This is a genomic window from Pseudomonas sp. NCIMB 10586 (assembly GCF_023127895.1).
GTDB lineage: Bacteria > Pseudomonadota > Gammaproteobacteria > Pseudomonadales > Pseudomonadaceae > Aquipseudomonas > Aquipseudomonas synxantha_A.
In genome coordinates, this window is the sequence record NZ_SPKQ01000018.1 from 355877 (window position 1) to 382031 (window position 26155).

Annotated in this window: 26 protein-coding genes; 12 read left to right on the forward strand and 14 right to left on the reverse strand. The window is 60.1% G+C overall.

The genetic code is table 11. From position 1 onward, the window contains the following. From lptC to E4P01_RS09610, 8 genes are all read left to right on the forward strand, one after another. Window positions 1–573 carry an LPS export ABC transporter periplasmic protein LptC gene (gene lptC / locus E4P01_RS09575; protein ID WP_057701586.1) on the forward strand — a complete coding sequence of 191 codons (573 nt, stop codon included), beginning with the start codon at window positions 1–3 and terminating at the stop codon, window positions 571–573. Next, complete coding sequence (gene lptA / locus E4P01_RS09580) at window positions 560–1093, forward strand: lipopolysaccharide transport periplasmic protein LptA (protein ID WP_057701587.1); 534 nt, start codon at window positions 560–562, stop codon at window positions 1091–1093. Before lptC ends, lptA begins: the two co-directional genes overlap by 14 nt. Further along, on the forward strand, window positions 1093–1818 hold the full coding sequence (gene lptB, locus E4P01_RS09585; protein ID WP_005784841.1) for an LPS export ABC transporter ATP-binding protein: 726 nt from the start codon (window positions 1093–1095) through the stop codon (window positions 1816–1818). Before lptA ends, lptB begins: the two co-directional genes overlap by 1 nt. A 183-nt stretch (window positions 1819–2001) precedes the next feature. Then, window positions 2002–3495: an RNA polymerase factor sigma-54 gene (locus E4P01_RS09590; protein WP_005784839.1), complete on the forward strand. Its 1494-nt coding sequence runs from the start codon at window positions 2002–2004 to the stop codon at window positions 3493–3495. 75 nt (window positions 3496–3570) lie between these two features. Next, a complete protein-coding gene (gene raiA / locus E4P01_RS09595; RefSeq protein ID WP_003171804.1) occupies window positions 3571–3876 on the forward strand; it encodes a ribosome-associated translation inhibitor RaiA in 306 nt (101 codons plus the stop codon). Window positions 3877–3885: 9 nt separating this feature from the next. Next, window positions 3886–4350, forward strand: a complete 465-nt coding sequence (ptsN, locus tag E4P01_RS09600) for a PTS IIA-like nitrogen regulatory protein PtsN (protein ID WP_032877784.1) — start codon at window positions 3886–3888, stop codon at window positions 4348–4350. Window positions 4351–4352: 2 nt separating this feature from the next. Beyond that, window positions 4353–5210: an RNase adapter RapZ gene (gene rapZ / locus E4P01_RS09605; protein WP_005784834.1), complete on the forward strand. Its 858-nt coding sequence runs from the start codon at window positions 4353–4355 to the stop codon at window positions 5208–5210. Between the two features lie 16 nt (window positions 5211–5226). Continuing rightward, window positions 5227–5499 carry an HPr family phosphocarrier protein gene (locus E4P01_RS09610; RefSeq protein ID WP_216090750.1) on the forward strand — a complete coding sequence of 91 codons (273 nt, stop codon included), beginning with the start codon at window positions 5227–5229 and terminating at the stop codon, window positions 5497–5499. A 21-nt stretch (window positions 5500–5520) separates the two neighbouring features. On the opposite strand, the gene E4P01_RS09615 is transcribed toward E4P01_RS09610, so the two are convergent. The 6 genes from E4P01_RS09615 to pmbA all read right to left on the reverse strand — a co-directional run bounded on the left by E4P01_RS09615 (window position 5521) and on the right by pmbA (window position 10774). Then, window positions 5521–6414: a ZIP family metal transporter gene (locus E4P01_RS09615; RefSeq protein ID WP_005784830.1), complete on the reverse strand. Its 894-nt coding sequence runs from the start codon at window positions 6412–6414 to the stop codon at window positions 5521–5523. A gap of 32 nt (window positions 6415–6446) precedes the next feature. After that, a complete protein-coding gene (locus E4P01_RS09620; protein ID WP_032877788.1) occupies window positions 6447–7058 on the reverse strand; it encodes a superoxide dismutase in 612 nt (203 codons plus the stop codon). A 1-nt stretch (window position 7059) separates the two neighbouring features. After that, complete coding sequence (locus tag E4P01_RS09625) at window positions 7060–7488, reverse strand: hypothetical protein (protein WP_216090749.1); 429 nt, start codon at window positions 7486–7488, stop codon at window positions 7060–7062. A gap of 27 nt (window positions 7489–7515) precedes the next feature. Then, complete coding sequence (locus E4P01_RS09630; RefSeq protein ID WP_078820293.1) at window positions 7516–8892, reverse strand: class II fumarate hydratase; 1377 nt, start codon at window positions 8890–8892, stop codon at window positions 7516–7518. Next, a complete protein-coding gene (locus E4P01_RS09635; RefSeq protein ID WP_032877790.1) occupies window positions 8885–9280 on the reverse strand; it encodes a hypothetical protein in 396 nt (131 codons plus the stop codon). Before E4P01_RS09635 ends, E4P01_RS09630 begins: the two co-directional genes overlap by 8 nt. Before the next feature lie 147 nt (window positions 9281–9427). Next, window positions 9428–10774 (reverse strand): metalloprotease PmbA, encoded by a 1347-nt coding sequence (gene pmbA / locus E4P01_RS09640; protein WP_216090748.1) that lies wholly within the window; start codon window positions 10772–10774, stop codon window positions 9428–9430. A gap of 108 nt (window positions 10775–10882) precedes the next feature. On the opposite strand from pmbA, the gene yjgA reads away from it, so the two are divergent. Then, window positions 10883–11404, forward strand: a complete 522-nt coding sequence (gene yjgA, locus E4P01_RS09645; protein ID WP_005784816.1) for a ribosome biogenesis factor YjgA — start codon at window positions 10883–10885, stop codon at window positions 11402–11404. 44 nt (window positions 11405–11448) lie between these two features. Here the strand turns inward: yjgA and tldD are convergent, their stop codons facing one another. The 8 genes from tldD to mreB form a co-directional block, all read right to left on the reverse strand. Beyond that, window positions 11449–12891, reverse strand: a complete 1443-nt coding sequence (gene tldD, locus E4P01_RS09650) for a metalloprotease TldD (RefSeq protein WP_012722229.1) — start codon at window positions 12889–12891, stop codon at window positions 11449–11451. 16 nt (window positions 12892–12907) lie between these two features. Beyond that, complete coding sequence (locus E4P01_RS09655; RefSeq protein WP_032877791.1) at window positions 12908–13756, reverse strand: carbon-nitrogen hydrolase family protein; 849 nt, start codon at window positions 13754–13756, stop codon at window positions 12908–12910. A gap of 48 nt (window positions 13757–13804) precedes the next feature. Then, complete coding sequence (locus E4P01_RS09660) at window positions 13805–17620, reverse strand: YhdP family protein (protein ID WP_216090747.1); 3816 nt, start codon at window positions 17618–17620, stop codon at window positions 13805–13807. Window positions 17621–17698: 78 nt separating this feature from the next. After that, complete coding sequence (gene rng, locus E4P01_RS09665; protein ID WP_003188562.1) at window positions 17699–19156, reverse strand: ribonuclease G; 1458 nt, start codon at window positions 19154–19156, stop codon at window positions 17699–17701. A gap of 70 nt (window positions 19157–19226) precedes the next feature. Next, window positions 19227–19823 (reverse strand): Maf family protein, encoded by a 597-nt coding sequence (locus E4P01_RS09670; RefSeq protein ID WP_216090746.1) that lies wholly within the window; start codon window positions 19821–19823, stop codon window positions 19227–19229. A 50-nt stretch (window positions 19824–19873) separates the two neighbouring features. Then, window positions 19874–20362 carry a rod shape-determining protein MreD gene (gene mreD, locus E4P01_RS09675; protein WP_003188558.1) on the reverse strand — a complete coding sequence of 163 codons (489 nt, stop codon included), beginning with the start codon at window positions 20360–20362 and terminating at the stop codon, window positions 19874–19876. After that, window positions 20362–21462 carry a rod shape-determining protein MreC gene (gene mreC, locus E4P01_RS09680; RefSeq protein WP_078820290.1) on the reverse strand — a complete coding sequence of 367 codons (1101 nt, stop codon included), beginning with the start codon at window positions 21460–21462 and terminating at the stop codon, window positions 20362–20364. The genes mreD and mreC overlap by 1 nt, the downstream gene beginning before the upstream one ends. Window positions 21463–21601: 139 nt before the next feature. Continuing rightward, on the reverse strand, window positions 21602–22639 hold the full coding sequence (gene mreB, locus E4P01_RS09685) for a rod shape-determining protein MreB (protein ID WP_002555108.1): 1038 nt from the start codon (window positions 22637–22639) through the stop codon (window positions 21602–21604). A gap of 210 nt (window positions 22640–22849) precedes the next feature. On the opposite strand from mreB, the gene gatC reads away from it, so the two are divergent. From gatC to gatB, 3 genes are read left to right on the forward strand one after another with little or no spacing between them, the layout of a single operon-like run. Next, on the forward strand, window positions 22850–23137 hold the full coding sequence (gene gatC / locus E4P01_RS09690; protein ID WP_005784804.1) for an Asp-tRNA(Asn)/Glu-tRNA(Gln) amidotransferase subunit GatC: 288 nt from the start codon (window positions 22850–22852) through the stop codon (window positions 23135–23137). A 16-nt stretch (window positions 23138–23153) separates the two neighbouring features. Next, window positions 23154–24605, forward strand: a complete 1452-nt coding sequence (gatA, locus tag E4P01_RS09695; protein WP_032877795.1) for an Asp-tRNA(Asn)/Glu-tRNA(Gln) amidotransferase subunit GatA — start codon at window positions 23154–23156, stop codon at window positions 24603–24605. Window positions 24606–24615: 10 nt separating this feature from the next. After that, the gene (gene gatB, locus E4P01_RS09700; RefSeq protein ID WP_216090745.1) at window positions 24616–26061 is read left to right on the forward strand and encodes an Asp-tRNA(Asn)/Glu-tRNA(Gln) amidotransferase subunit GatB; all 1446 of its coding nucleotides are present in this window, start codon (window positions 24616–24618) and stop codon (window positions 26059–26061) included. Window positions 26062–26155 lie beyond the last annotated feature (94 nt).

Here is a 26155-nt window from a genome sequence, read left to right on the forward strand (position 1 = left end):
ATGCTGAGCAAAAAGATTCGCAACTTCCTGCTATTCGGGGTCATTGCCGCGCTGTTCCTGGCGGTGGGCTACTGGAATATCAGCCCGGAGCGCTTTCTCGACAAGCCTGTTGCGCAGGTTGACGAAGGTGTTATCGACTATTACGCCACCAACGCCTACAGCATTCAGTTCCTGCCAGACGGCAAGGTGCAGTATGAAATGACGTCGGACAAGGTCGAGCACTTGAAGGCCTCTGAAGTCAGCCTGCTGACCAATCCGGACCTGAACCTGTATCGCGGCACCGAATTCCCGTGGCATGTCACCAGCAAGCGTGGCGAGGTCAACCCGGACGGCACCGAAGTTGAACTGATCGACTCGGTCCGCGTCGCACGTACAGACGCGCAGAACCGCGACACCATCATTACCAGCAGTCGCATGACGGTATTCCCACAGAAGCAATATGCGCAGACCGAGCAAGACGTTAGAATCGACGGCGCTGGCGGTGTATCGACTGGCAAGGGAATGAAAGCGTATTTGAAAGAAAGCAGGATACACCTGCTATCGAACGTAAGAGGACAGTATGAGGCTCGTTAAAACCCTCCCTATTTTGCTCGGTCTGGGCGCAGCACTGGGAAGCGTGAGCGCCTGGGCTCTGCCGAACGATAGCCAGCAACCGATCCACATCTCGGCTGACGATGCGCAGCTCGATGACAAGCAAGGTGTTGCCACCTACACCGGCGGCGTCATCATCACCCAGGGTTCGATGAAGATCACCGGTAATACGGTGACCTTGACGCGTACCCAGGCCGGCGATATCGATGTCGTGACCTCGGTGGGCAACCTGGCTTACTTCGAACAGAAGCAAAAGGCAGAAGACCCAGGCCCGATGAAAGGCTACGGCAAGACCATTCAATACCATGCCCAGCAAAATCGCATCGTACTGATCGATCAGGCCAAAGTGCTCAGCGCCGACGGTAACTCGACCGAAGGCGAGAAAATCGTCTACAACACCAAGACCCAGGTCGCTCAGGCCGGTCGCGCCAATGGCAACAAGGTCACCGCACCTCGTCCACGTATCGACATGGTTATCCAGCCGAAGAAGAAGGCCGAGTAATGGCAACCCTGAAAGCCCAGCATCTGGCCAAGGCCTATAAAAGCCGCCAGGTGGTACGTGATGTCAGCCTGTCGATCGACAGCGGCCAGATCGTCGGCTTGCTCGGCCCCAACGGTGCCGGCAAGACCACCTGCTTCTATATGATCGTCGGGCTGGTCCAGGCGGATCAGGGTCGCGTATTGATCGACGACCTGGACGTCAGCCACCAGCCCATGCACGGTCGTGCACGCGCCGGCATTGGTTATCTGCCCCAGGAAGCGTCGATCTTCCGCAAACTGTCGGTAGCCGACAACATCATGGCGATCCTCGAGACCCGCAAGGAACTCGACCGCGACGGCCGCCGCAAAGAGCTGGAAAGCCTGTTGCAGGAGTTCCACATCAACCATATTCGCGACAACCTCGGCATGAGCCTGTCCGGTGGTGAGCGCCGCCGCGTGGAAATCGCCCGCGCCCTGGCCACCGCACCGAAGTTCATCCTGCTGGATGAGCCGTTTGCCGGCGTTGACCCGATTTCGGTCGGCGATATCAAGCAGATCATTCACCACCTCAAGGCCAAGGGTATTGGCGTGCTGATCACCGACCACAACGTCCGTGAGACGCTGGATATCTGTGAAACCGCCTATATCGTCAACGATGGTCAGTTGATTGCTGAAGGCGACGCCGAGACCATCCTGGCCAATGAACTGGTCAAGGAAGTTTATCTGGGTCACGAGTTCCGCCTGTAGACGGAGTGGTATCGCGCCTTTCGCCGGAGCGCGCAGGAGTCAATAGAAACCTTGGTTTTTTTATTGTTACCGCGCTCTAGGCAAAGGCCCTGATATCAGGCATATAATTTGCTTATGTTGGCGCTCACGCGCCCTGTCGTGGATGGCGCATTGCGCCGGCGAATAAGGTGTTAAGCCCCTGCCATGAAACCATCGCTAGTCCTGAGAATGGGCCAGCAGCTGACGATGACACCGCAGCTGCAACAGGCCATCCGCCTGCTCCAATTGTCGACCCTGGACCTGCAGCAGGAAATCCAGGAGGCCCTGGAGTCCAATCCGATGCTCGAACGCCAGGAAGAAGGCGACGACTTCGACAATGCCGACCCACTGGCCGACAACATCGAGCAAAAACCCAATCCCGACGTGCAGGAACCCTCCTACCAGGAAACCGCCCCTACGGTGGACAACCTGGAAGAAGGCGAATGGAACGAACGCATTCCCAACGAGCTTCCCGTGGATACCGCATGGGAAGACGTTTACCAGACCAGCGCCAGCAGCCTGCCGAGCAATGATGATGACGAGTGGGACTTCACCACCCGCACCTCGGCCGGCGAGAGCCTGCAGAGCCACTTGCTGTGGCAACTCAACCTGGCGCCGATGTCGGACACTGATCGCCTGATCGCGGTTACGCTCATCGATTGCATCAATAACCAGGGTTACCTGGACGAAACCCTCGACGAGATCCTCGAAGCCTTCGACCCGGAACTGGACATCGAGCTGGACGAAATCGAAGCCGTCCTGCACCGCATCCAGCAATTCGAGCCCGCCGGCATCGGCGCCCGCACGCTCAGCGAGTGCCTGTTGCTGCAACTGCGCCAGTTGCCTGCCAAGACGCCATGGCTCGCCGAGGCCCAGCGCCTGGTCAGCGACTACATCGATCTGCTGGGTAGCCGCGACTATAGCCAGTTGATGCGCCGCATGAAGCTCAAGGAAGACGACTTGCGCCAGGTCATCGAGTTGGTGCAAAGCCTCAACCCGCGCCCCGGTTCGCAGATTGAATCCAGCGAAGCCGAATACGTGGTTCCCGACGTGATCGTGCGCAAGGACAACGAGCGCTGGCTGGTGGAGTTGAACCAGGAATCGGTGCCACGGCTGCGGGTCAACCCGCAATACGCAGGTTTTGTGCGCCGCGCCGATACCAGCGCCGACAATACCTTCATGCGCAACCAGTTGCAGGAAGCGCGATGGTTCATCAAGAGCCTGCAAAGCCGCAACGAAACCCTGATGAAAGTCGCCACCCAGATCGTCGAGCACCAGCGCGGGTTCCTGGAATACGGGGACGAAGCCATGAAGCCTCTGGTGCTGCACGATATCGCCGAAGCGGTAGGCATGCATGAATCGACAATTTCCCGGGTAACCACGCAAAAATTCATGCATACCCCGCGCGGTATTTATGAGCTGAAATACTTTTTCTCCAGCCACGTCAGCACCTCCGAAGGCGGCGAATGCTCGTCCACGGCGATCCGCGCGATCATCAAAAAACTGGTTGCCGCGGAAAATCAGAAAAAGCCGTTGAGTGACAGCAAGATCGCTGGTTTACTGGAGGCACAAGGTATTCAGGTCGCCCGTCGAACCGTCGCCAAGTACCGTGAGTCCCTTGGGATCGCGCCTTCCAGCGAGCGTAAGCGGTTGATGTGACGGGCGGGCCACAGCGTTCCAGTGGTGGGTATTCCTGCCCACCGCTTTATGCACTGGCAACGAAGGAGAAGCTGTATGCAAGTCAACATCAGTGGACACCAGCTGGAAGTCACCAAGCCCCTGCGTGAATACACCGAGAGCAAGCTGAACAAGCTTGCAGGGCATTTTGACAAGATCACCAACGTGCAGGTCATCATGGAGGTCGATAAGCTCAAGCAGAAAATCGAGGCCACCCTGCACGTACCGAATGCCAAGCTCGTCGCCAATGCGGAACACGAAGACATGTACGCGGCGATTGACTCGCTCTACGACAAGCTCGACCGCCAACTCATAAAGCATAAGGAAAAGAATCTGCACCTGATGCAAGGTACAGGTCGTTAACCCTCCCCCATGATCCAACTTCAAACCATCCTGACCCCCGGCCGTTCCCTTGTGAACGTGCCGGGCGGCAGTAAAAAGCGCGCCCTGGAACAAATTGCCAACCTGATCAGCAGCCAAGTGCCTGAGCTGGAGATGCAAGATGTTTTCGAGGCTCTGATTGCCCGTGAAAAACTCGGCTCCACCGGTTTTGGCAACGGCATCGCTATTCCTCACTGCCGCCTCGAAGGCTGCCAGACCCCGGTCAGCGCCTTGCTACACCTGGAAAAACCCATCGACTTCGACGCCATCGACGGTGCTCCGGTTGACCTGCTGTTCGTGCTGCTGGTCCCGCAAGCCGCCACCGATGCGCACCTGGAACTGCTCCGGCAGATAGCCAGTATGCTCGACCGTAAGGAAGTACGTGACAAGTTGCGCAGTGCCAGCAGCAACGAGGCGCTGTATCAGGTCGTCCTGGATGAACAAAACGGGCAGTAATCATGCGTTTGATCATCGTCAGCGGCCGCTCCGGCTCAGGTAAAAGCACCGCCCTCAATGTGCTTGAGGACAACGGCTTCTATTGCATCGACAACCTGCCGGCCGGCCTGCTGCCGGAGTTGGCGGAGCGCGCCCTTATCCACACCGAGCTGGCGCAGCCGCTGGTCGCTGTGTCGATCGACGCCCGCAACCTGCCCAGCCACCTCTCGCGGTTCCCGGAACTGCTCGAAGAAGTGCGCGCCAAGCACATTCATTGCGATGTGCTGTACCTGGATGCCGATGAAGAAACCCTGCTCAAGCGTTTCTCCGAAACCCGTCGACGCCACCCGCTCAGCAGCGCCAACCGCTCCCTGGCCGAAGCCATTGAAGACGAGACCAAACTGCTGGGGCCGATCATTGATCTGGCCGACCTGAAGATCAACACCACCAGCCTGAACCTGTACCAGTTGCGTGACGCGATCAAGTTGCGCCTGCTGAATCAGCCCGAGCCGGGCACGGCGTTCCTGGTCGAGTCGTTTGGCTTCAAGCGTGGCATGCCGGTCGATGCCGACCTGGTGTTCGATGTGCGCTGCCTGCCCAACCCTTACTGGAAGCCGGAATTGCGCGATCAGTCGGGGCTGGATCAGCCCGTCGCCGACTACCTTGCCGCGCAGCCGGATGTGGAAGAGATGTTCCAGGACATCTCCAGCTACCTGCTTAAATGGTTGCCGCGTTTTGCCGCGAGCAATCGGGCGTATGTCACCATTGCCATTGGCTGCACGGGTGGCCATCACCGCTCGGTTTACCTGACTGAGCGGCTGGGCCAGGTGCTGCAACAAACCCTCAAGAATGTCCAGGTTCGCCACCGCGACCTAAGCTGAAAGGAACACCTGCGCGATGCCCGCTCTGGAAATTGAAATCATCAACAAGCTGGGCCTGCACGCCCGGGCGTCGGCAAAGTTCGTCGGCGTGGCCGGAAAGTTTCCCTGCCAGATCCGCGCCGGGCGCACACCGGAGTCCATGGTCGATGGCAAGAGCATCATGGCGATGATGATGCTGGCAGCCGGCAAGGGCACCACGATTCATCTGCACACTGCAGGCGAGCAAGAGCAGGAAGCGATGAAGGCGTTGGTTGAGCTGATCAACAACAAATTCGATGAAGGCGAATAACCGCCGATACGAGAGCTGGCTTCAGCCCAACGCCGTATCCATCACCATCATCAGGCAAAACCCGATACACAACCCCAGGCTGGCGAGCTTTTCGTGACCGTTGCGACGCGATTCGGGGATGACTTCATGGGTCACTACCAACAACATCGCACCGGCGGCCAGCGCCAGCCCCAACGGCAGCAACACCTCAGCCAGGCTCACCAGCCAGGCGCAGAGCACCGCAAATACCGGTTCAACCAATCCTGATGCGGCGCCGATCAGGAACGCCTTGATCCGCGACATCCCCGCCCCAGCCAATACCAGCGCGATCACCAAGCCCTCGGGTACATCCTGCAAGGCAATGCCCATGGCGAGACTGTCAGCATCCGCCATCCCTCCTCCCGCGGAGACGCCCACTGCCATGCCTTCGGGAATGTTGTGCGCAATGATGGCGAATACAAACAGCCAGATGCGCGGCGGGATCACCGGCTTATCCGGCGTCCCCACCAGCATCTCCGGGCTGGCGCCGGAGACCTTGCGATCCACCAGATACAACCCGAATGCGCCCAGCATGATGCCGAAGCTGATCAGCCCACCCGCACCCCACGGCGAAAGCCCCAGGCCTTCAGCCGCGGCGATACCCGGCACGACCAGGGAAAAAGCGGTCGCTGCGAGCATCACACCTGCACCGAAGCCCAGCAAGGTATCGCTCAACGCTACCGGCATCCGCCGAATCACGAGGACCGGCACCGCGCCCAGCGCCGTGCCGAGCGCGCAAATCGCGCCGCCCTGCAACGCGCGCAGGATACGCGGCTCAAGGTCCAACCAGGCCAGCCCATGGGCCACCAGCAATGCAGTCCCTGCCAATAACAGCAGTGAACCGAACGCATAACGGAACATTCGCACGCTGCTGATCGCCAGTGTTTCAGTGCCCATAGTCGCCCTTAGATCTTGTTTTAGAGTGAATGTCAGGCCAAGGCGGCCTGGTAGCGGGCTGCAACTTCCGGCCAGTTAATTACGCTGTAGAACGCATTGATGTATTCAGGGCGACGGTTCTGGTACCGCAGATAGTAGGCATGTTCCCAGACGTCCAGACCGAGGATTGGCGTGTTGCCGCTCATCAGCGGGCTGTCCTGGTTGCCGCTGCTTTCCACGACCAGCGTGTTTTGCGGGGTGACACTCAACCAGGCCCAGCCACTGCCGAAGCGGGTCAGCGCAGCCTTGGTGAATGCCTCCTTGAAACTGTCAAAACCGCCCAATTGCTCATCGATAGCCTTGCCCAGCGTGCCTTCGGGCTTACCGCCCCCTGTAGGTGACATGACCGCCCAGAACAACGAATGGTTTGCATGGCCGCCTCCTTGATTGACCACGGCAACGCGTAATTTCTCCGGTAATTTCTGCACGCTGGACACCAGCTTCTCCACCGGCCAACCGGCGAATTCCGTGCCCTCCACGGCAGCATTCAGATTATTGATGTAAGTCTGGTGATGCTTGGTGTAGTGAATCTCCATGGTTTGCGCGTCGATATGCGGCTCAAGGGCGTCATAGGCGTAAGGCAGGGCCGGCAGGGTGTAAGTCATATCAATGTGCTCCATAGTGAGACGAGGTCGACTGCGGCGCAGCATCGCCCAGCAACCGGTGGGTGCGGGGGTACTCGCCGTGATCGCTGATGAAATTCAACAGCTCGACGTAGGTCTTGCTGCTCTGGCGCAACGCCGCCTCGCGCAACTGCGGGTTAAGGCGCGGGTCCTGCATGGTCTGCAACAATCGCTGGTGAATGGCGCAGAGGTATTCCGCGCTTTCCTCAGGTTGATTCAGGCGCAAGTGCAGGTCCGCCAGGTTGTGATGAGAAATGACGCAGGCCGCCACTGCTTCGTCGGCATCCGCCCAGCGTTCGAACAACACTTGGGCCAGGGCCAGGGCTTGCAGATAGGCCTCGCGAGCATCCACCAGCTCGCCCGCCATAAAGCAGCGATTGGCCCGTTCGATCGTACGTTTCCAGTGCTTCATGGTGAGCCTCCAAAGCAGGGTGGTTAATTACACGCCGCCAGCCGTGAGCTTTTCCGGGTCCAGCAGGACTTCCAGTTGGCTGCGCGGCAGGTCGGTGTGCTCAAGGGCGACATCGATGACCGGGCGGCCTTGCTGGTAAGCCTTCTTGGCAATTTCAGCGGCCTTCTGGTAACCAATGATCGGGTTAAGGGCGGTGACCAGGATCGGGTTGCGCGACAGTGCTTCTTTGAGCTTGGCTTCGTTGACCTTGAAGCTGGCAATGGCCTTGTCCGCCAGCAAACGACTGGAGTTGGCCAGCAACTCAAGGCTGCTGAGCAGGTTCTGGGCGATGATCGGCAACATCACGTTCAGCTCGAAGTTGCCCGATTGACCCGCAACTGTGATGACGGTGTCATTGCCGATGACCTGCGCGGCGACCATCGCCGTGGCTTCCGGGATCACAGGGTTGACTTTGCCGGGCATGATCGACGAGCCCGGCTGCAAGCCCTCCAGCTCGATTTCACCGAGGCCGGCCAAGGGGCCGGAGTTCATCCAGCGCAGGTCGTTGGCAATCTTCATCAGCGATACAGCCGTGGCCTTCAACTGGCCGGAAACTGCGACGGCAGTGTCCTGGGAGCCAATCAATGCAAAAAGGTCCTTGCCGGGCGTGAACTTCACCCCGGTCAAATGGCTCAGTTGCTGGCTGAAACGCCCGGCAAATTCAGGATGCGCGTTGATCCCGGTGCCCACCGCTGTGCCGCCCTGGGCCAGTGCCTGCAAGGCCGGAAGCAGGTCCTGCAAGTGCCCGATATTGGCCTTGAGCTGCTGCGCCCAGCCATGGAGCACCTGGCTCATGCGCACCGGCATGGCGTCCATCAAGTGGGTACGGCCGGTCTTGATGAACGGATGCACCTCTTCAGCCTTCTGCTCGATCACCTGCACCAGGTGCAGCAGGGCTGGCAGCGTTTGCTCATGCAGTACCAAGGCGGCGCTGACGTGAATGGTGGTGGGGATAATGTCGTTGCTGCTTTGGCCGCAGTTGACGTGATCGTTAGGGTTGACCACCTCGCCGAGCAAACGACTGGCAAGGGTCGCAATCACTTCATTGGCGTTCATGTTGGAGCTGGTGCCGGAACCGGTCTGGAAGATATCCACCGGGAAGTGCTGCATGTAGTCACCTTCGAGCAAGCCTTGGGCGGCATCGACAATGGCCTTGCCCTGCCCTTCGCTGATCTGCTTGAGGTCGACGTTGACCTTGGCCGCGGCTGTCTTGGCCAGGATCAGGGCGCGGATGAATTGCGCCGGCATACGCTGATGGCTGATCGGGAAGTTGTTCACCGCTCGCTGGGTTTGCGCGCCATACAACGCGTCTTGCGGCACATGCAGTTCGCCCATGCTGTCGCGTTCGATACGGGTATTACTCATCATTAGATCCTTGCACCAAGTCAGAAACGGAAATCGAAGGCAGTAATTCACAGGTCGCCAACTGCCAGGCAAAGGTCTGCCAGCGCTTGAGGCGGCAGGCACACTGGGAGAGTTTTTCCAGGTCGCGCAGCGGGCGCCACGCTTGGTCCAGGCACATCGAACGCCAATGCCAGGGCAGCGCGATATCGCTGGCGGTGTCGATCAGCAGGCGGAATGAAGTTTCGGCGATCGTCCACGGATGGGTCGCGGTGCAACAGGCCAGGTATCGACCTTCATTGAGGTAATGTTCGATCAAGCGAGGTTCATTGGGATCGAGGCCACAGCGAATCTGGCGGCTCATCCAGCGCCAGCTTTCCAGATACGGATCCTCATGCAGGACAGAACTCATGATCCACACTCATTCGGTAATGATATTTATTATTAAATGATATTGAGAATCAAAACAAGAGTGCCCGATTAATACCTCTGTGACATGGGCAATAAAAAAGGCGCGCCATCCTTGGGATGGCGCGCCTTTCCTTGAGTACCGGAGAGGTTAGCTACCGGCGACCGTCATCCGCTCGATCAGCACAGACCCCGTGCGGATATTGCTGCGCAACTCCAGATCATTACCCACAGCGACAATTTGCTTGAACATATCGCGCATGTTGCCGGCGATCGTCACTTCCTGGACGGCGAATTGAATTTCGCCATTTTCCACCCAGAAACCTGCCGCGCCCCGGGAGTAATCACCGGTGACCATATTCAGGCCCTGGCCCATCAACTCAGTCACCAGCAAGCCACGCCCCATGCGTCGCAGCAATGCAGCCTGGCCTTCGTCACCATGGGTCACGAACAGGTTATGCACGCCACCGGAGTTGGCAGTACTCGGCAGGCCAAGCTTGCGACCGGCATAGGTACCCAACACATACGAGACCAGCTCACCATTTTCGACAAACGGCTTGGCATAGGTCGCCAGGCCATCACCGTCGAACGACGAACTGCCCATCGCACGCATCAAATGCGGGCGCTCATCGATGGTCAACCACTCAGGAAACAGCTTTTGGCCGATTGCGCCTTCAAGGAATGACGATTTTCGATAGAGGTTGCCACCGGAAATCGCCCCCAGGAAGCTACCGAACAAACCACCGGCCAGTTCCGCAGAAAACAGCACCGGCACTTCGCACGTCGGCACCGGGCGCGCGCCCAGGCGACTGGCGGCACGCTGTGCAGCCCGTTGGCCAATGCTGACGGGGTCTGCCAACAAATCACCCTGGCGGTTCACGTCGTACCAGTAGTCACGCTGCATCTGGCCGTTGGCTTCGGCGATCATCACGCAACTGAGGCTGTGACGTGTGGACGCATAACCGCCGATAAAACCATGGCTGTTGCCGTACACACGGCAGCCCTGGTGAGTGCTCAGCGTGGTGCCATCAGCATTCTTGATCCGAGGGTCGGTATCGAAAGCCGCCGCTTCGCAGATCAGCGCTTGTTCAATGGCTTGCTCCGGGGTGATGTCCCAGGCGTGGAACAGGTCGAAATCCTGCACATCCCTGGCCATCAGCGCCTTGTCGGCCAGCCCCGAGCTTTCATCCTCGGAGGTGTGCTTGGCAATCGCCAACGCAGCGGCGACGGTCTCGCGAATCGCTTCCGGGCCGCTGGCCGAGGTGCTGGCCGAGCCTTTGCGCTGGCCTGCGTACAAGGTGATGCCGAACCCCTGGTCGCGGTTGAACTCGACCGTTTCCACTTCCCGCTGGCGCACCGAAGTCGACAGCCCCTGCTCCAGCGACACCGCCACTTCACAGGCGCTGGCCCCCTGGCGCTTGGCCTCGGCGAGGATCTGCTCGACTTGTTCCTGCAGTGCCGGTAACGCTTGCGGACCGACGCTTTGGGCTGCACTCATGGTTTTCTCCACTCAAATTCTGCTTTCGGTTAAGGCCATCGAGCGACCGGGCCGGACAAGCGGCCCCCGACTGGTTATCATGGCGGCGTTTCTTTGCGGACTGCCACCATGGTTGATTCTTACGACGACTCCCTCGATGGGGAGAAAAGCAAAACCCAGGTCAAACGCGAGCTGCATGCTCTGGTTGACCTCGGCGAGCGCCTTACAACGCTCAAAAAAGATTTGATTGCCAAACTGCCATTGACCGACGAAATGCGCCGGGCCCTGGCTGATGCGCCCAAGCACACCGCGAATATCGCGCGCAAACGGCACATCTCGTTTATCGGCAAACTGATGCGCGATCAGGACATTGACGCCATTCTGACCTTGCTTGATCAAACCGATGCCTCCACTCGCCAGTACAACGAACGCTTCCATAACCTGGAACGTTGGCGTGACCGCCTGATCGCGGGCGATGACGCCGTGCTGGAGAAATTCGTGATGGACTACCCGGATGCGGACCGCCAGCAATTGCGCTCCCTGATCCGTCAGGCCCAGCACGAGCAGGCGCACAACAAAGCGCCGGCCACCAGCCGTAAAATCTTCAAGTACATCCGTGAGCTGGACGAGACTCAACGCGGCCTGCGCTGATCCTCTTCCACGGGTGGCGGCCTTCGCCACCCGAAGCTCCGTCCTTACGACCCCGTGCCACCCACGGTGATCGCATCAATTTTCAGGGTTGGCTGCCCCACGCCTACCGGCACTGACTGCCCATCCTTCCCGCATGTGCCCACGCCGCTGTCCAGCGACAGGTCGTTACCGACCATCGACACCTTGCTCATGGCCTCCGGCCCGTTACCAATCAAGGTGGCCCCTTTGACCGGCGCGGTAATCTTGCCGTCTTCGATCAGGTACGCCTCGCTGGTGGAGAACACGAACTTGCCGCTGGTGATGTCGACCTGGCCACCGCCCAGATTGGCGCAATAGATACCGCGTTTCACCGAGGCGATGATTTCCGCCGGATCGCTTTCGCCACCGAGCATGTAGGTATTGGTCATGCGTGGCATCGGCAAATGCGCGTAGGACTCACGACGGCCGTTACCGGTGCGCGCCACGCCCATCAGGCGAGCGTTGAGCTTGTCTTGCATATAGCCCTTGAGCACGCCGTTTTCGATCAGGGTGGTGCATTCGGTCGGCGTGCCTTCGTCATCGACGCTCAGCGAACCACGGCGCCCGGCCAGCGTGCCGTCGTCCACGATGGTGCACAGCTTGGACGCAACCATCTCGCCCATTCGCCCGCTGTAGGCCGAACTGCCCTTGCGGTTGAAGTCGCCTTCCAGCCCGTGGCCGACGGCTTCGTGGAGCAACACGCCAGACCAACCCGAGCCCAGCACCACCGGCAAGGTGCCGGCCGGTGCAGGGATGGCTTCGAGGTTGACCAGCGCCTGGCGCAGCGCTTCACGGGCATAACCCATGGCACGGTCATCGGTGAGGAAATAGCGGTAGTCGGTACGCCCGCCGCCGCCATGGCCACCGCGTTCGCGACGACCGTTCTGCTCGACGATCACACTCACGTTGAAACGCACCAGAGGCCGCACATCCGCCGCCAGCCCGCCATCGGTGGAGGCAACGAGGATGCGCTCCCACACACCGGCCATGCTTACGGTAACCTGCTGGATACGGGGATCCAAGGCACGAGTAGCGGCGTCGATACGTTTCAGCAGCTCGACTTTTTCCGCACGGCTGATCACTTCCAGGGGGTTATCCGGCGCATACAACTGAGCCACGTCCTGGGTGCTGAACGCCTGCACCGTGCCATTTTGTCCAGCGCGGGAGATCGAGCGCGCAGCACGTGCTGCCAGGCCCAGCGCCTCCAGGGTGATCGCATTGCTGTAGGCAAAACCCGTTTTTTCACCAGACTGGGCACGCACGCCCACTCCCTGGTCGAGGTTGAAACTGCCTTCCTTGACGATGCCGTCTTCCAGGGCCCAGGACTCGGAAATCTGCCCCTGGAAATACAGGTCAGCCGCGTCAATGCCTGGCCCGGCGAGATCGCCCAGCACGGTTTGCAAACTTTCGATGGTCACGCCACCGGGTGCCAGGAGGTGTTCACTGACTGAGGACAACAACTCGCTCATAGGTTTGGCCTTAAATTCATCGTTCTGAAGCAGGCCGCTGCGCGCCCTGCGAGAAAAAGCGCCGGTGGTTCGCCACCGGCATGCGCGTCCGTATCGACGCTTGTTCACCGCTATCGCGTTCGGCCAGTAGCACCGCTTCGCCTTGATCCTGTTGCGCCAGCACCCGCCCCCAAGGGTCGATGATTGCCGCGTGGCCAAAGGTTTCCCGTGGGCCTGGGTGCACACCGCCTTGAGCCGCTGCCAGCAGGTAGCACTGGGTTTCAATGGCCCGCGCCCGAATCAGCACATCCCAATGGGCGGCCCCAGTCACCGCCGTAAAGGCCGAGGGCGCGGTAATCAATTCAGCCCCCGCAGCGCGTAATTCGCTGTACAGCTCGGGAAAGCGCAAGTCATAGCACACCGTCAGCCCCACGCGGCCCACTGGCGTATCCGCCACCACTACATTGCTTCCAAAAGCATAGTCGTCGGATTCGCGGTAGCGACCGCGAGCATCCGCTACGTCCACATCAAACAAGTGGAGCTTGTCATAGCGAGCGACGATTTCACCCTGATCATTGATCAGCAGCGAGCAAGCGTTGGCCTTGGCGTGGGGATGGTCCCTGGGCGGCAGCGGCAACGTACCGGCCACTATCCATAAGGTGAGGTCGCGGGCGGCCTGTTTCAACCATGGCAGGATCGGGCCTTCACCGAATGCTTCGGCGCGGCCAATGTCGGCCACGTCACGGCGTCCCATGGCGGCGAAGTTCTCCGGCAAAACCGCGAGTTTCGCGCCGTTTGCCGCCGCCTGCTCCAGCAGGCGGCGTGCCTGGGCGAGGTTGGCCAGCACGTCGCTCTGGCTGACCATTTGGATTACTGCAAAGGACATGGGCCGACACTCCAGACAGGGCATGGGGCCATGCTACTCCACAGGCTCTCAGTTTGGCTTTTCAAATGGCTTGTCGAAGGTGATTTTCGGATCCTTCCAAGGGCCTTGCACCTTGTACTGCACACTGGCAAAGCGCGAAACCCGATCACCGATCAGCTTGTCGATCAGGAACAACGCACCACCAATGGCAGGCGCACCGACAATCAGCGCCGCGATGGGCAGGTTGTTGGTCACCGGCAACGTGACCAGCAGCTTGGCGTCGACGCGATCGGCGACCAGATCCAGGGTGCCGTTAAGCTCAAGATTGGTCGAGGGCCCGGTCATGGTGATGGGCTCACGGGTCACGAACACACCATTACTGGCAGCCAGCAAGCCCTTGACTCGGTCATAGCTCAAGCCTTTGCCAAACAGGTCGGAAAAGTCCAAACGCAAACGCCGGCCAATGGAGTTGAAGTTAAGCAGGCCAAACACCCGCAATGCCTGGGCGCCCCCTTCCACTTCAACGAACTGACCTTTACGGAATGCGGCATCCAGGCTGCCGGAAAAGCGCTTGGGCCCAACCCAGGCCGGCGAGCCCGGCCAACGGCCATCCACGTCCAGATGGAAATCCTCACTGGTCACCGTAGGCGCAAAACCCCAGCCCTTGAGCACATCGGCGATATTTCTGCCATCGAGGCGGCCCTTGTACCAACTGCTGCTGGCGCGCGGCGCGCCTTCCCAGCCACCGGCGCCCTTGAGCAGCATCCCCTTGAGGCCCAGGTCCAGGTTATTGAAGGCCAGGCCCTTGGCGGTCGGACGAATCCGCAGCGACCATGCCCCTATCAGATCGGGGCCCTGGAACAGCTGGTCAATGGCGATGTCCAGTGCCGGGATGCTTTTGGGGTCGATATCGGCCAGCGGGTCCGGTGCGTTTTCGTCGGCCTGCGCTGTCGGGTCCACTGCGGGCAATTTGACGTACTTGAGGTTGATCGCAATCGGCGCGCCCTTGGCATCGGGCAGGTTCACCGTGCCCTTGGCTTGCTGGCTGTCGAGTTGCAGGCCCCAGGCAGCCGGCTTGCGATCAAGCTGCAACTTGACCTGGTCAAACTGGGTACCAAATCCGGTCAGCTTGCCTACCCTGAAGTCGGCGCCACTGAGCAGTTGCTTGGCATTGCCACCTGGGTCGTTACCCGCGTAGCGGTCCACGAGCTTTTTCCAGGGATCGATATCCAGTTCCGACAGCACGCCACGAATGCGCAAGCCCTTGGCCCCGGGCAACAGCGCGTCACCGTCACCCAGGAACAATTCGCCACGGCCGTTATTGAAGTTGTCCGGCGGTGCCGCAAAGGTGAAATTCGCCAGCTCGCCGTAATCAAACCAGTAACGTCGCTCAGCGCCCTGCAACGTCATGCGAAAGGTGCTGTCACGTCCCTGGCTGGCCGGCATGCCGAACGGCGCCGGTAGATCCACCGCAACACCCTTGAGGTTGGAGTTGACCATCAACTGACTGTCCGCACCGTCCAGAATAACCTGCAACTGGTAAGGAATATCGCCGGATACCGGCAACGGCTGACTGACGTTCAGCCAATCCGTCAGGCGCTTGACCGCCACCTGGCCCTTGGCAGTCACGCGAGTGCTGATATTGCCCGGCTTGCCCTCGGCGAAGATCTGCGCAGTGATAGGTTGCTCGAATGCCTGGGCCGAGATGTTCTGACCGCTCAGGCCCTTGGCGCTATCGAAGCGAAAATCACCCTTGAGCTGGGTGAGGTCCAAGGGCGGTTCAGCCAATTGCAGGCGTGCCTTGTCGGTCTTGAAGTCCACCACGATCTTGGGCTCGGTGCCCTTGGCCAGGGGAACGTCAAGGTCCAGGCTACCTTGCAGGTCACCCTCGCCTTTCCAGCCGGCGAACGTGGACGCGGTACCGATGGGCGCTTCCTGAAGAATTTTCAGACCATCACCCAAGCCACCGGAAAACCCGCCGGTGAGCAACAGATGACTGTCCTTGCCGGCCGGTGCGTGAGGAATATTGACGTACACATCCTTGACCCGGGTGTCGAGCAACTGCCCCTTGCTCGCCAGGATGCGCACGCCGCTTTCCTCGACGAACACTTCACCATTAACCTTGTTCACATGGGGCCAACCCGGCTGGAAGGCCAGTTCGGCGTCATGCACCTTGAAGAACAGGCTGATATTGCGCGACGCCGGCAGGGCGTTGTGGCTCAGCGACCCCTGGTACTGGAAAAAGCCTTCATCCACTGCCCCTTTGAGAATCGCGGTACGCAGCCACTCATCCAGCGCCGGGCTCAACACGGCCGGCAAGTATTTGGGGGTAAAACGGCCATCGCCATCGACCATGCCGACCCGCAGGTCCATGTAGTCTTCCTGGCTATGATCGAAATGCAGGCGAATCAGGAAGTCCGCCGCGACCTTGCCCTCTTCGCCCAGCACCTTGATGTACGGAGCGATCAGGGTGAAACCCTGTTTGTCGAGTTTCCAGGTCAGGCGTGCATTGGCCTGGATGTACTGCCAGGGCTTGGCGAAGATGGGGAACAGATGCAGGGAAAAATCCTTGCTGTCCATGCGCAGTTCGCCATGGCCCAGGTCGCCACTGATGCTGCCGGACACATTACGCGCGGCCGGCGCACCAAAATACGCGTCGAAACCGACACGCTCAAGGTTCGCGGCAAAGCTGACTTTCTGGTCGGTGGCGTCCTGAGGGCGGAAATCCACCAGCACATTACGCAACAGGCCAGTGGCCTTGAGATGCTCGACGGTCTTGGCGAAACCTTCGGGCAACGGCGCCAAGGCATTGAGCAGCGGCGTGATCGGCGTCAGGTCAAGACGATCGGCCTGCAACTTCCACACTTCCTGTTCTTTATCGGTCGCCAGGTTTTGCTGCAATTGAATGCGCGACTCCCAGCGGGTGTCGCCAATGTTCATTGCCAGCGAATCGAACAGCACTTCAAGGCCACTATCACTGCGTTGCAGGTAGGCCGTCAGCGCCAGATTCTCCAGATGCACGGGCTTGCGGTCGGCGTAGCTGCCCTTCACTTGCGGCGAGTTGAGGCGAACAGCAGCGCTTTGCACGGTGCCTTTGGCCCAACTGAGCCAAAACTCACCGCCGGCTTTGAACCGCGTGAGTTTCCATTGCTGGGTTAGCCGGGCGGGAATCCATTTGGCCCAGTCGCTTTGCGGCAGGCTCAGGTAGGCGTCGATCTCTGCGTCCTTCCACTGGCTGGCGCGAATACGGCTACGCAGGCTGACAGCAAGCGGCTGGCCATCAGGCAAGGTCAGCCGTGCATCCAGACGCTGATGGCTCATGCCGGTATGCAGGCTCAGGCCTACATAGGTCACGGTCACCGGCGCCTGATCGAAGGGCTGCAAGGTAACCTGACTGTCCAGCACCGACACGCGCTTGACCATTTGCATGCGCGTCAGCAACTGTTGCGGGTCCAGCGGCTGGTCGTCCTGAACCGGCAAGCCTTGCAGCGTCCAGCGGCCGTCCTTGTCTTCCTTGACGCTCAATTGCAGGCCGCTGACTTGAAGGTGGGCGATGCGCACTTCACGGGCCAACAGGCTGGCCCACATATCCGGTACCACTTCCACCTGGTCCAGGCGCAAGGCACTGCTGCCCTCGCCGACCATCACATCGTGAGCCAGCAATACCGGAGCAAACCCGCTCCAGCGGCCTTCAAGGCTGCCGATATGCAGCGGTGTATCCACTGCAGCCTGGGCCTTGGCTTCGATTTCGGCGCGATATTCGGCGACCAATGGGGTCAATTCACGCCCCAGGCTTACGTACACCGCCGCCAATACCAGCAGCAACGCACACAGGCCCAAGCCCCAGCGGGTCAAAGCGGCAAAAAAGCGTATCAGACGCTCCATGTCAGGCGACCCTCAAAAAACAGTTGGCGGACGGCAGATCAAGGTCCGCCGGTCTCGAATAAGGCAAGCAATTGGGGATCAGAGCAGCACCACGTCGTATTGTTCCTGGGAATACATGGTTTCGACCTGGAAGCGAATCGTGCGACCGATAAAGCTCTCCAGCTCCGCGACGTTCCCCGACTCTTCGTCCAGCAGGCGATCGACCACTTTCTGGTTGGCAAGCACTCTATAACCCTCGGCCTGATAGGCACGTGCCTCACGCAGGATTTCGCGGAAAATTTCGTAGCAAACGGTTTCCGGGGTTTTCAATTTACCCCGCCCCTGGCAACTGCTGCACGGCTCGCACAGCACCTGCTCCAGGCTTTCGCGGGTGCGCTTGCGGGTCATCTGCACCAGGCCCAGCTCGGTGATGCCGATGATGTTGGTCTTGGCGTGATCGCGCTCCAGCTGCTTTTCGAGGGTGCGCAATACCTGGCGCTGGTGCTCCTCATCTTCCATGTCGATGAAGTCGATGATGATGATGCCACCGAGGTTGCGCAGGCGCAGTTGGCGAGCGATCGCCGTGGCGGCTTCCAGGTTGGTCTTGAAGATGGTCTCTTCGAGGTTGCGATGGCCCACGAATGCGCCAGTGTTAACGTCAATGGTGGTCATGGCTTCGGCCGGGTCCACCACCAGGTAGCCGCCGGATTTGAGCGGCACCTTGCGCTCCAGGGCTTTCTGGATTTCGTCTTCAACGCCATACAGGTCGAAGATCGGCCGCTCGCCGGGGTAGTGCTCCAGGCGGTCGGCAATTTCCGGCATCAGCTCGGCAACAAATTGCGTGGTGCGCTGGAAGGTTTCCCGCGAGTCGATACGGATTTTCTCAATTTTCGGGCTGACCAGGTCACGCAGCGTACGCAGCGCCAGGCCCAGGTCTTCGTAGATGACGCTGGGCGCGCCAATGGTCTTGATCTGTGCGTCGATCTGATCCCACAACCGCCGCAGGTAGCGGATATCCATAAGGATCTCATCAGCGCCGGCGCCTTCGGCGGCGGTACGCAGGATAAACCCGCCCGCTTCCTTGATGCCCTCGGCAGCCACGCAGTCGCTGACCACCTTTTTCAGGCGTTCACGCTCGGCTTCGTCTTCGATCTTCAGGGAAATGCCGACATGGGCAGTGCGCGGCATGTACACCAGGTAGCGCGAGGGAATCGACAACTGGGTGGTCAAGCGTGCGCCCTTGGAGCCGATAGGGTCCTTGGTGACTTGCACCACCAGACTCTGCCCTTCATGCACCAGGGCGCTGATGCTTTCCACCGCAGGGCCTTCGCGCAGGGAAATTTCCGAAGCGTGGATAAACGCAGCACGGTCCAGGCCGATATCGACAAATGCTGCCTGCATACCTGGCAGTACGCGCACCACCTTGCCTTTGTAGATATTGCCGACGATCCCACGCTTTTGGGTACGCTCGACATGCACTTCTTGCAGAACACCGTTCTCTACCACCGCCACGCGCGATTCCATCGGCGTGATATTGATCAGAATCTCTTCACTCATGGCTGGGTCTCGTTCAGGCGTTTTCACAATAGTGACCGATCGCTCAAGGCTTGGCGCTGGAATACGGCGTTCAGCGCACGGTAATGTTTTGCCAACAGGGTATGCCGAATTGGACGAGCAGTTGCGCGGTTTCGCACACGGGCAGGCCAACCACCGCAGAATAACTGCCATTGAGGCCGGCAACGAACACCGAACCCAGGCCTTGGATAGCATAGCCGCCGGCCTTGTCCTGGGGTTCGCCACTGTGCCAGTAGGTTGTAGCCTCTTCGACAGAAACCTGGCGAAAACGTACAAGACTGCTTACATATCGAGTTTCGCAGCGCTGGCCGTCGGTGAGGGCAATCGCGGTGAGCACTTCATGCTCGCGGCCCGAAAGGGCCATCAGCATCGCCAGCGCGTCGGCCTGGTCCACGGGTTTGCCCAAGATCTGGCCGTCAATAATCACCGCCGTATCGGCGCCCAGTACGCAGGCGCCCGAGGTTTGGCCAAGCGCAACAAAACCCGCCGCTGCCTTGCCGCGTGCAAGACGCTCGACATAGGCAACGGCAGGTTCGTGGGTAAGCGGTGTTTCATCAATAGCGGCGCTGACTACGGTGAAGGGCACACCGATCTGGGTCAGCAGCTCACGTCGCCGCGGGGAGCCCGAGGCCAGATAAAGCGAAATCATTGCAGCCTCTCCCTGTTGGGTTCGATAACCAGGCAGAGCCTCGCAACCATTCAATTGATTTTATAGCGACGACGCAGCCCACGCAGGCCAAAACTGATCCAGGGCCACAGCAATGCACTGACCAGCGCCGGCAAGACCAACGCCAGCGTAGGCTGACGGTTGCCGGTCAAGGCGCTCAGCCACAGTTGCACCAGCTGCGCCAGGCCGAAGATCACCAGGATCACCAGGCACTGCTGCCACATCGGAAACATGCGCAGGCGCTGTTGCAACGACAGCACCAGGAAAGTGATCAGGGTCAGGATCAACGCATTCTGGCCCAGCAAGGTGCCATAGAGCACATCCTCCGCCAAGCCCAGGCACATCGCCGTGACCATGCCCACCTTGTGCGGCAGGTTCAAAGACCAGAACGCCAGCAGCAAGGCCAGCCAGAGCGGGCGCAGGATTTCCATGAATTGCGGCAGCGGCGAAACGCTGAGCAGCAAGCCAATGGCGAAAGTCAGCCAGACGATCCAGCCATTGCGCGAATGAGTACCGGCCATTATTCCTCCCTCTGCCGTGTGGTGGCCGGAGCGGTTGTCGCAGGCCTCGCAGGCGCGGTGGTCGCCGCCGGTTTAGCCGGGCGAGCACTCTGTGCAGCAGGCTTGGCTGGTGTGGCGACAGGCGCTGCGGTTGCCGGAACGGCCGGCGCAGCCGCAGGCGCTGGTGGCCCAACGAAGGCCGGTTTGGGCACAATGGCGGGGACGACCGGCGCGGTGCCGTTCTGCTTGTCTTCCGCTTCCTGGGCCTGGGCGGCGTCGTTGGCGCGCTCCTCCGGGGTGCGGTTATCGCTGAACACCAGCAGCAGGTAACGGCTACGGTTAAGGGCAGCCGTCGGCACGGCCCGAACGATCGCGAATGGTTGGCCAGAATCGTGGATCACTTCCTTGACCGTCGCCACCGGGTAGCCGGCCGGGAAGCGCTGGCCCAGGCCGGAGCTGACCAGCAGGTCGCCTTCCTTGATATCCGCAGTGTCGGCAACATGGCGCAGTTCGAGGCGTTCGGGGTTGCCAGTACCGCTGGCAATCGCGCGCAAGCCGTTGCGGTTGACCTGAACCGGAATGCTGTGGGTCGTGTCCGTCAGCAGCAGGACGCGCGAGGTGTAGGGCATCAACTCCACCACCTGGCCCATCAGGCCACGGGCATCGAGCACCGGCTGGCCGAGGACCACACCGTCGCGCTCACCCTTATTGATGATGATGCGATGAGTGAACGGGTTCGGATCCATGCCGATCAGCTCGGCGACTTCAACCTTTTCATTGACCAACGCGGAAGAATTGAGCAACTCGCGCAGACGAACGTTCTGCTCGGTGAGGGCCGCCAGCTTTTGCATGCGCCCCTGCAACAGCAGGTTTTCAGTCTTGAGTTTTTCGTTCTCGGCGATCAGCTCGGTGCGGCTGCCAAATTGGCTGGCCACGCCCTGGTAGAGACGTTGTGGCAGGTCGGTGATCCAGTAGGTCTGCATCAACACCAGCGACATCTGGCTACGCACGGGCTTGAGCAGTGCAAAGCGGGCATCGACCACCATCAGCGCGACCGAAAGCACGGTCAGCACCAATAAGCGCACGCCCAATGAGGGGCCTTTGGCGAAAAGCGGTTTAATAAGCCGCTCCTCCCAGGCAAATGTTCTCTTTATTCATACGGCATCAAACCGGCCTGGATGCAGATTGAAGAAGATAAACGCCAACAGGCAGCACTGCAAAGTGCTGCCTGCCGACCAAGCATGAACCATCCAGGCAATCTTATTCGCTGGAGAGCAGGTCCATGGTGTGTTTATCCATCATTTCCAGCGCACGACCACCACCACGAGCAACGCAGGTCAGCGGGTCTTCGGCAACGATCACCGGCAGACCGGTTTCCTGTGCCAGCAGCTTGTCGAGGTCGCGCAGCAAGGCGCCACCACCGGTCAGCACCAGGCCACGCTCGGCGATATCGGAAGCCAGCTCCGGCGGCGACTGCTCCAGGGCACTCTTCACGGCCTGAACGATGGTGGCCAGGGACTCTTGCAGAGCTTCCAGCACTTCATTGGAGTTCAGGGTGAAGGCACGTGGAACGCCTTCGGCCAGGTTGCGACCGCGAACATCGACTTCGCGAACTTCGCCGCCCGGGTATGCGGTGCCGATTTCCTGCTTGATGCGCTCGGCGGTGGATTCACCGATCAGGCTGCCGTAGTTGCGACGCACATAGGTGATGATCGCTTCGTCGAAACGGTCGCCACCCACACGCACGGATTCGGCATACACCACACCGTTCAGGGAAATCAGGGCGATTTCGGTCGTACCACCACCGATATCCACCACCATCGAGCCGCGGGCTTCTTCAACCGGCAGGCCGGCACCGATCGCAGCTGCCATCGGCTCTTCGATCAGGAACACTTCGCGGGCACCGGCGCCAAGGGCCGACTCACGGATGGCACGACGCTCAACCTGGGTGGACTTGCACGGAACGCAGATCAGCACACGAGGGCTGGGCTGCAGAAAACTGTTTTCGTGAACCTTGTTGATGAAGTACTGCAGCATCTTCTCGCAGACGCTGAAATCGGCGATCACGCCATCCTTCATCGGACGAATGGCAGCAATGTTGCCTGGTGTACGGCCGAGCATACGCTTGGCCTCGGTGCCAACGGCAACGACACTTTTCTGATTACCATGGGTCCGAATGGCCACAACCGATGGCTCATTCAGAACGATACCGCGCTCGCGCACGTAAATAAGGGTGTTGGCAGTGCCCAGGTCAATGGAAAGATCGCTGGAAAACATGCCACGCAGTTTCTTGAACATGGGAAAGGGACCCTAGGCAACGCGTGGGTAAAAAAGTGCGGCAAACTCTAACAACGACAGGGATTTTGGGCAAGGCGCCAATGTGCTAAATTGGCCGACTTTCTGTGCACCAACCCCCACAATCGCGGCCATATGACCGTAGAAATGCGGTAGTGTTCCGACAATCTAACACACGGACGCCTTCCGTTCTGTTTTCCACTGGAGAATCCCATGGCGCTTGAACGCTCCGACGTGGAAAAAATCGCGCATCTGGCCTCGCTTGGCCTCAATGACGCCGATCTTCCACAGACCACCGCAGCCCTGAACAGCATTCTCGGGCTGGTTGACCAAATGCAGGCCGTCGATACCGACGGCATAGAGCCCCTGGCTCACCCGCTGGAAGCCAGTCAGCGCCTGCGCGCAGACGTCGTGACCGAGCGCAATAACCGCGAGGCCTACCAGTCCATCGCGCCAGCGGTCGAAAACGGCCTGTACCTGGTTCCGAAAGTCATCGACTAAAGGGAAAGAGCCTTTCATGCATCACATGACTCTGGCCGAGATCGCCCGCGGTCTCGCCGACAAAACGTTTTCCAGCGAAGAGCTGACCAAGACCCTGCTGGCGCGCATCGCCGAGCACGATCCCAAGGTCAACAGCTTCATCAGCCTCACCCAAGAGCTGGCCCTGAGCCAGGCCAAGGCCGCCGACGCACGTCGCGCCAACGGTGAAAACAACCCTCTGCTGGGCGCCCCCATCGCCCACAAGGACCTTTTCTGCACCCAGGGCATTCGCACCAGCTGCGGCTCGAAGATGCTCGACAACTTCAAGGCGCCCTACGACGCCACCGTGGTCTCCAAGCTGGCCGCCGCCGGGGCTGTGACCCTGGGCAAGACCAACATGGACGAATTCGCCATGGGTTCGGCCAACGAGTCGAGCTACTACGGCGCGGTGAAAAACCCGTGGAACCTTGAGCACGTGCCCGGCGGCTCGTCCGGTGGCTCGGCTGCGGCCGTGGCCGCACGCTTCCTGCCCGCCGCTACGGCGACCGACACCGGCGGTTCGATCCGCCAGCCCGCCGCGTTCACCAACCTCACCGGCCTGAAACCGACCTACGGTCGCGTTTCCCGCTGGGGCATGATCGCCTACGCCTCAAGTCTCGATCAGGGCGGCCCTCTGGCACGCACCGCTGAAGACTGTGCAATATTGTTACAAGGCATGGCAGGCTTCGATAAACAGGACTCCACCAGCATCGATGAGCCCGTGCCGGACTACAGCGCCAGCCTGAATACCTCGCTCAAGGGCCTGCGCATCGGCGTGCCGAAAGAGTACTTCAGCGCCGGCCTCGACCCGCGTATCGCCGATCTGGTGCAAAACAGCATCAAAGAGCTGGAAAAGCTCGGCGCGGTGATCAAGGAAATCAGCCTGCCGAACAACCAGCACGCGATTCCCGCCTACTACGTGATCGCGCCGGCAGAGGCGTCTTCCAACCTGTCGCGCTTCGATGGCGTGCGCTTCGGCTATCGCTGCGAAAACCCGAAAGACCTCACCGACCTGTACAAACGCTCCCGTGGCGAAGGCTTCGGCAGTGAAGTCCAGCGCCGGATCATGGTCGGTGCCTATGCCCTGTCCGCCGGCTACTACGACGCGTACTACCTCAAGGCGCAGAAAATCCGTCGCCTGATCAAGAACGACTTCATGGCCGCCTTCGAAGAAGTCGACGTGATCCTCGGCCCAACCACGCCGAACCCGGCCTGGAAGATCGGCGCCAAGACCGGCGACCCGATCGCCGAGTACCTGGAAGACCTCTACACCATTACCGCCAACCTCGCGGGCCTGCCGGGCTTGTCCATGCCTGCCGGTTTCGTCGACGGCTTGCCGGTTGGCGTGCAATTGCTCGCCCCGTATTTCCAGGAAGGCCGCCTGCTCAATGTGGCGCACCAGTACCAGTTGCACACCGACTGGCACACCCGCACCCCTACCGGCTTCTGAGGAGAACACTATGCAATGGGAAGTTGTGATCGGGCTGGAGATTCATACCCAGCTCGCCACCCAATCGAAGATTTTCTCCGGTAGCGCCACCACGTTCGGCTCTGAGCCCAACACCCAGGCCAGCCTGGTCGACCTGGGCATGCCCGGTGTGCTGCCGGTGCTGAACCAGGAAGCGGTGCGCATGGCGGTGATGTTCGGCCTGGCGATTGACGCCGAAATCGGCCAGCACAACGTGTTTGCACGCAAGAACTACTTCTATCCGGACCTGCCCAAGGGCTACCAGATCAGCCAGATGGAACTGCCGATCGTCGGCAAGGGCCACTTGGACATCCCGCTGGAAGACGGCACCATCAAGCGTGTCGGCGTAACCCGTGCGCACCTGGAAGAAGACGCCGGCAAGAGCCTGCACGAAGAATTCCCCGGCGCCACCGGTATCGACCTGAACCGTGCCGGCACGCCGCTGCTGGAAATCGTCTCCGAACCGGACATGCGCAGCGCCAAGGAAGCCGTGGCCTACGTCAAGACCATCCACGCGCTGGTGCGCTACCTGGGCATCTGCGACGGCAACATGGCCGAAGGCTCGCTGCGTTGCGACTGCAACGTGTCGATCCGGCCAAAGGGCCAGGTTGAGTTCGGCACCCGCTGCGAGATCAAGAACGTCAACTCGTTCCGCTTCATCGAGAAGGCGATCAACAGCGAAGTGCGTCGCCAGATCGAATTGATCGAGGACGGCGGCAAGGTGATCCAGCAAACGCGCCTGTACGACCCGAACAAAGACGAAACCCGCGCCATGCGCAGCAAAGAGGAAGCCAACGACTACCGTTACTTCCCCGACCCGGACCTGTTGCCGGTGGTGCTGGAAGATTCGTTCCTCAACGACATCCGCGCCACCCTGCCGGAACTGCCGCAGCAAAAACGCGAGCGCTTCCAGGAGCAGTTCGGCCTGTCGGTCTACGATGCCAGCGTGCTGGCCTCCAGCCGTGAACAAGCCAACTACTTCGAAAAAGTCGTGAGCATTGCCGGCGACGCCAAGCTGGCGGCCAACTGGGTGATGGTCGAACTGGGCAGCCTGCTGAACAAACAGGGCCTGGAAATCGACGAAGCGCCCGTCACTGCCGAACAATTGGGCGGGATGCTGCTGCGCATCAAGGACAACACCATCTCCGGCAAAATCGCCAAGACGGTGTTCGAAGCGATGGCCGCGGGTGAAGGCCACGCCGACGAGATCATCGAGAAGCGTGGCCTCAAGCAAGTCACCGACAGCGGCGCGATTTCGGCCGTACTCGATGAAATGCTCGCGGCGAATGCCGAACAGGTCGAGCAATACCGCGCCGCAGACGAAGCCAAGCGCGGCAAGATGTTCGGCTTCTTTGTCGGCCAGGCCATGAAAGCTTCCAAGGGCAAAGCCAACCCGCAACAGGTGAACGAACTGCTTAAAAGCAAGCTCGAAGGCTGATTGCGGTGAATGGTTGGAGCAGACCTCAAGGTCTGGCTCCAACCTGTGTGGGAGGGGGCTTGCTCCCTCTCCACATTTTTTATTGGGGATGTTC

Coding starts and splice junctions, on each gene's coding strand:
- mreD (WP_003188558.1), bottom strand. CDS start 20,362: ATGGCCGGTACTCATTCGCGCAATGGCTGGATCGTCTGGCTGACTTTC.
- E4P01_RS09615 (WP_005784830.1), bottom strand. CDS start 6,414: ATGGGCACTGAAACACTGGCGATCAGCAGCGTGCGAATGTTCCGTTAT.
- tldD (WP_012722229.1), bottom strand. CDS start 12,891: ATGAGCGAGTTGTTGTCCTCAGTCAGTGAACACCTCCTGGCACCCGGT.
- E4P01_RS09590 (WP_005784839.1), top strand. CDS start 2,002: ATGAAACCATCGCTAGTCCTGAGAATGGGCCAGCAGCTGACGATGACA.
- E4P01_RS09620 (WP_032877788.1), bottom strand. CDS start 7,058: ATGACTTACACCCTGCCGGCCCTGCCTTACGCCTATGACGCCCTTGAG.
- gatA (WP_032877795.1), top strand. CDS start 23,154: ATGCATCACATGACTCTGGCCGAGATCGCCCGCGGTCTCGCCGACAAA.
- E4P01_RS09670 (WP_216090746.1), bottom strand. CDS start 19,823: ATGATTTCGCTTTATCTGGCCTCGGGCTCCCCGCGGCGACGTGAGCTG.
- pmbA (WP_216090748.1), bottom strand. CDS start 10,774: ATGAGTGCAGCCCAAAGCGTCGGTCCGCAAGCGTTACCGGCACTGCAG.
- E4P01_RS09655 (WP_032877791.1), bottom strand. CDS start 13,756: ATGTCCTTTGCAGTAATCCAAATGGTCAGCCAGAGCGACGTGCTGGCC.
- E4P01_RS09660 (WP_216090747.1), bottom strand. CDS start 17,620: ATGGAGCGTCTGATACGCTTTTTTGCCGCTTTGACCCGCTGGGGCTTG.
- rapZ (WP_005784834.1), top strand. CDS start 4,353: ATGCGTTTGATCATCGTCAGCGGCCGCTCCGGCTCAGGTAAAAGCACC.
- raiA (WP_003171804.1), top strand. CDS start 3,571: ATGCAAGTCAACATCAGTGGACACCAGCTGGAAGTCACCAAGCCCCTG.
- lptA (WP_057701587.1), top strand. CDS start 560: ATGAGGCTCGTTAAAACCCTCCCTATTTTGCTCGGTCTGGGCGCAGCA.
- lptC (WP_057701586.1), top strand. CDS start 1: ATGCTGAGCAAAAAGATTCGCAACTTCCTGCTATTCGGGGTCATTGCC.
- E4P01_RS09625 (WP_216090749.1), bottom strand. CDS start 7,488: ATGAAGCACTGGAAACGTACGATCGAACGGGCCAATCGCTGCTTTATG.
- mreB (WP_002555108.1), bottom strand. CDS start 22,639: ATGTTCAAGAAACTGCGTGGCATGTTTTCCAGCGATCTTTCCATTGAC.
- gatC (WP_005784804.1), top strand. CDS start 22,850: ATGGCGCTTGAACGCTCCGACGTGGAAAAAATCGCGCATCTGGCCTCG.
- gatB (WP_216090745.1), top strand. CDS start 24,616: ATGCAATGGGAAGTTGTGATCGGGCTGGAGATTCATACCCAGCTCGCC.
- E4P01_RS09610 (WP_216090750.1), top strand. CDS start 5,227: ATGCCCGCTCTGGAAATTGAAATCATCAACAAGCTGGGCCTGCACGCC.
- yjgA (WP_005784816.1), top strand. CDS start 10,883: ATGGTTGATTCTTACGACGACTCCCTCGATGGGGAGAAAAGCAAAACC.
- ptsN (WP_032877784.1), top strand. CDS start 3,886: ATGATCCAACTTCAAACCATCCTGACCCCCGGCCGTTCCCTTGTGAAC.
- E4P01_RS09630 (WP_078820293.1), bottom strand. CDS start 8,892: ATGAGTAATACCCGTATCGAACGCGACAGCATGGGCGAACTGCATGTG.
- rng (WP_003188562.1), bottom strand. CDS start 19,156: ATGAGTGAAGAGATTCTGATCAATATCACGCCGATGGAATCGCGCGTG.
- lptB (WP_005784841.1), top strand. CDS start 1,093: ATGGCAACCCTGAAAGCCCAGCATCTGGCCAAGGCCTATAAAAGCCGC.
- E4P01_RS09635 (WP_032877790.1), bottom strand. CDS start 9,280: ATGAGTTCTGTCCTGCATGAGGATCCGTATCTGGAAAGCTGGCGCTGG.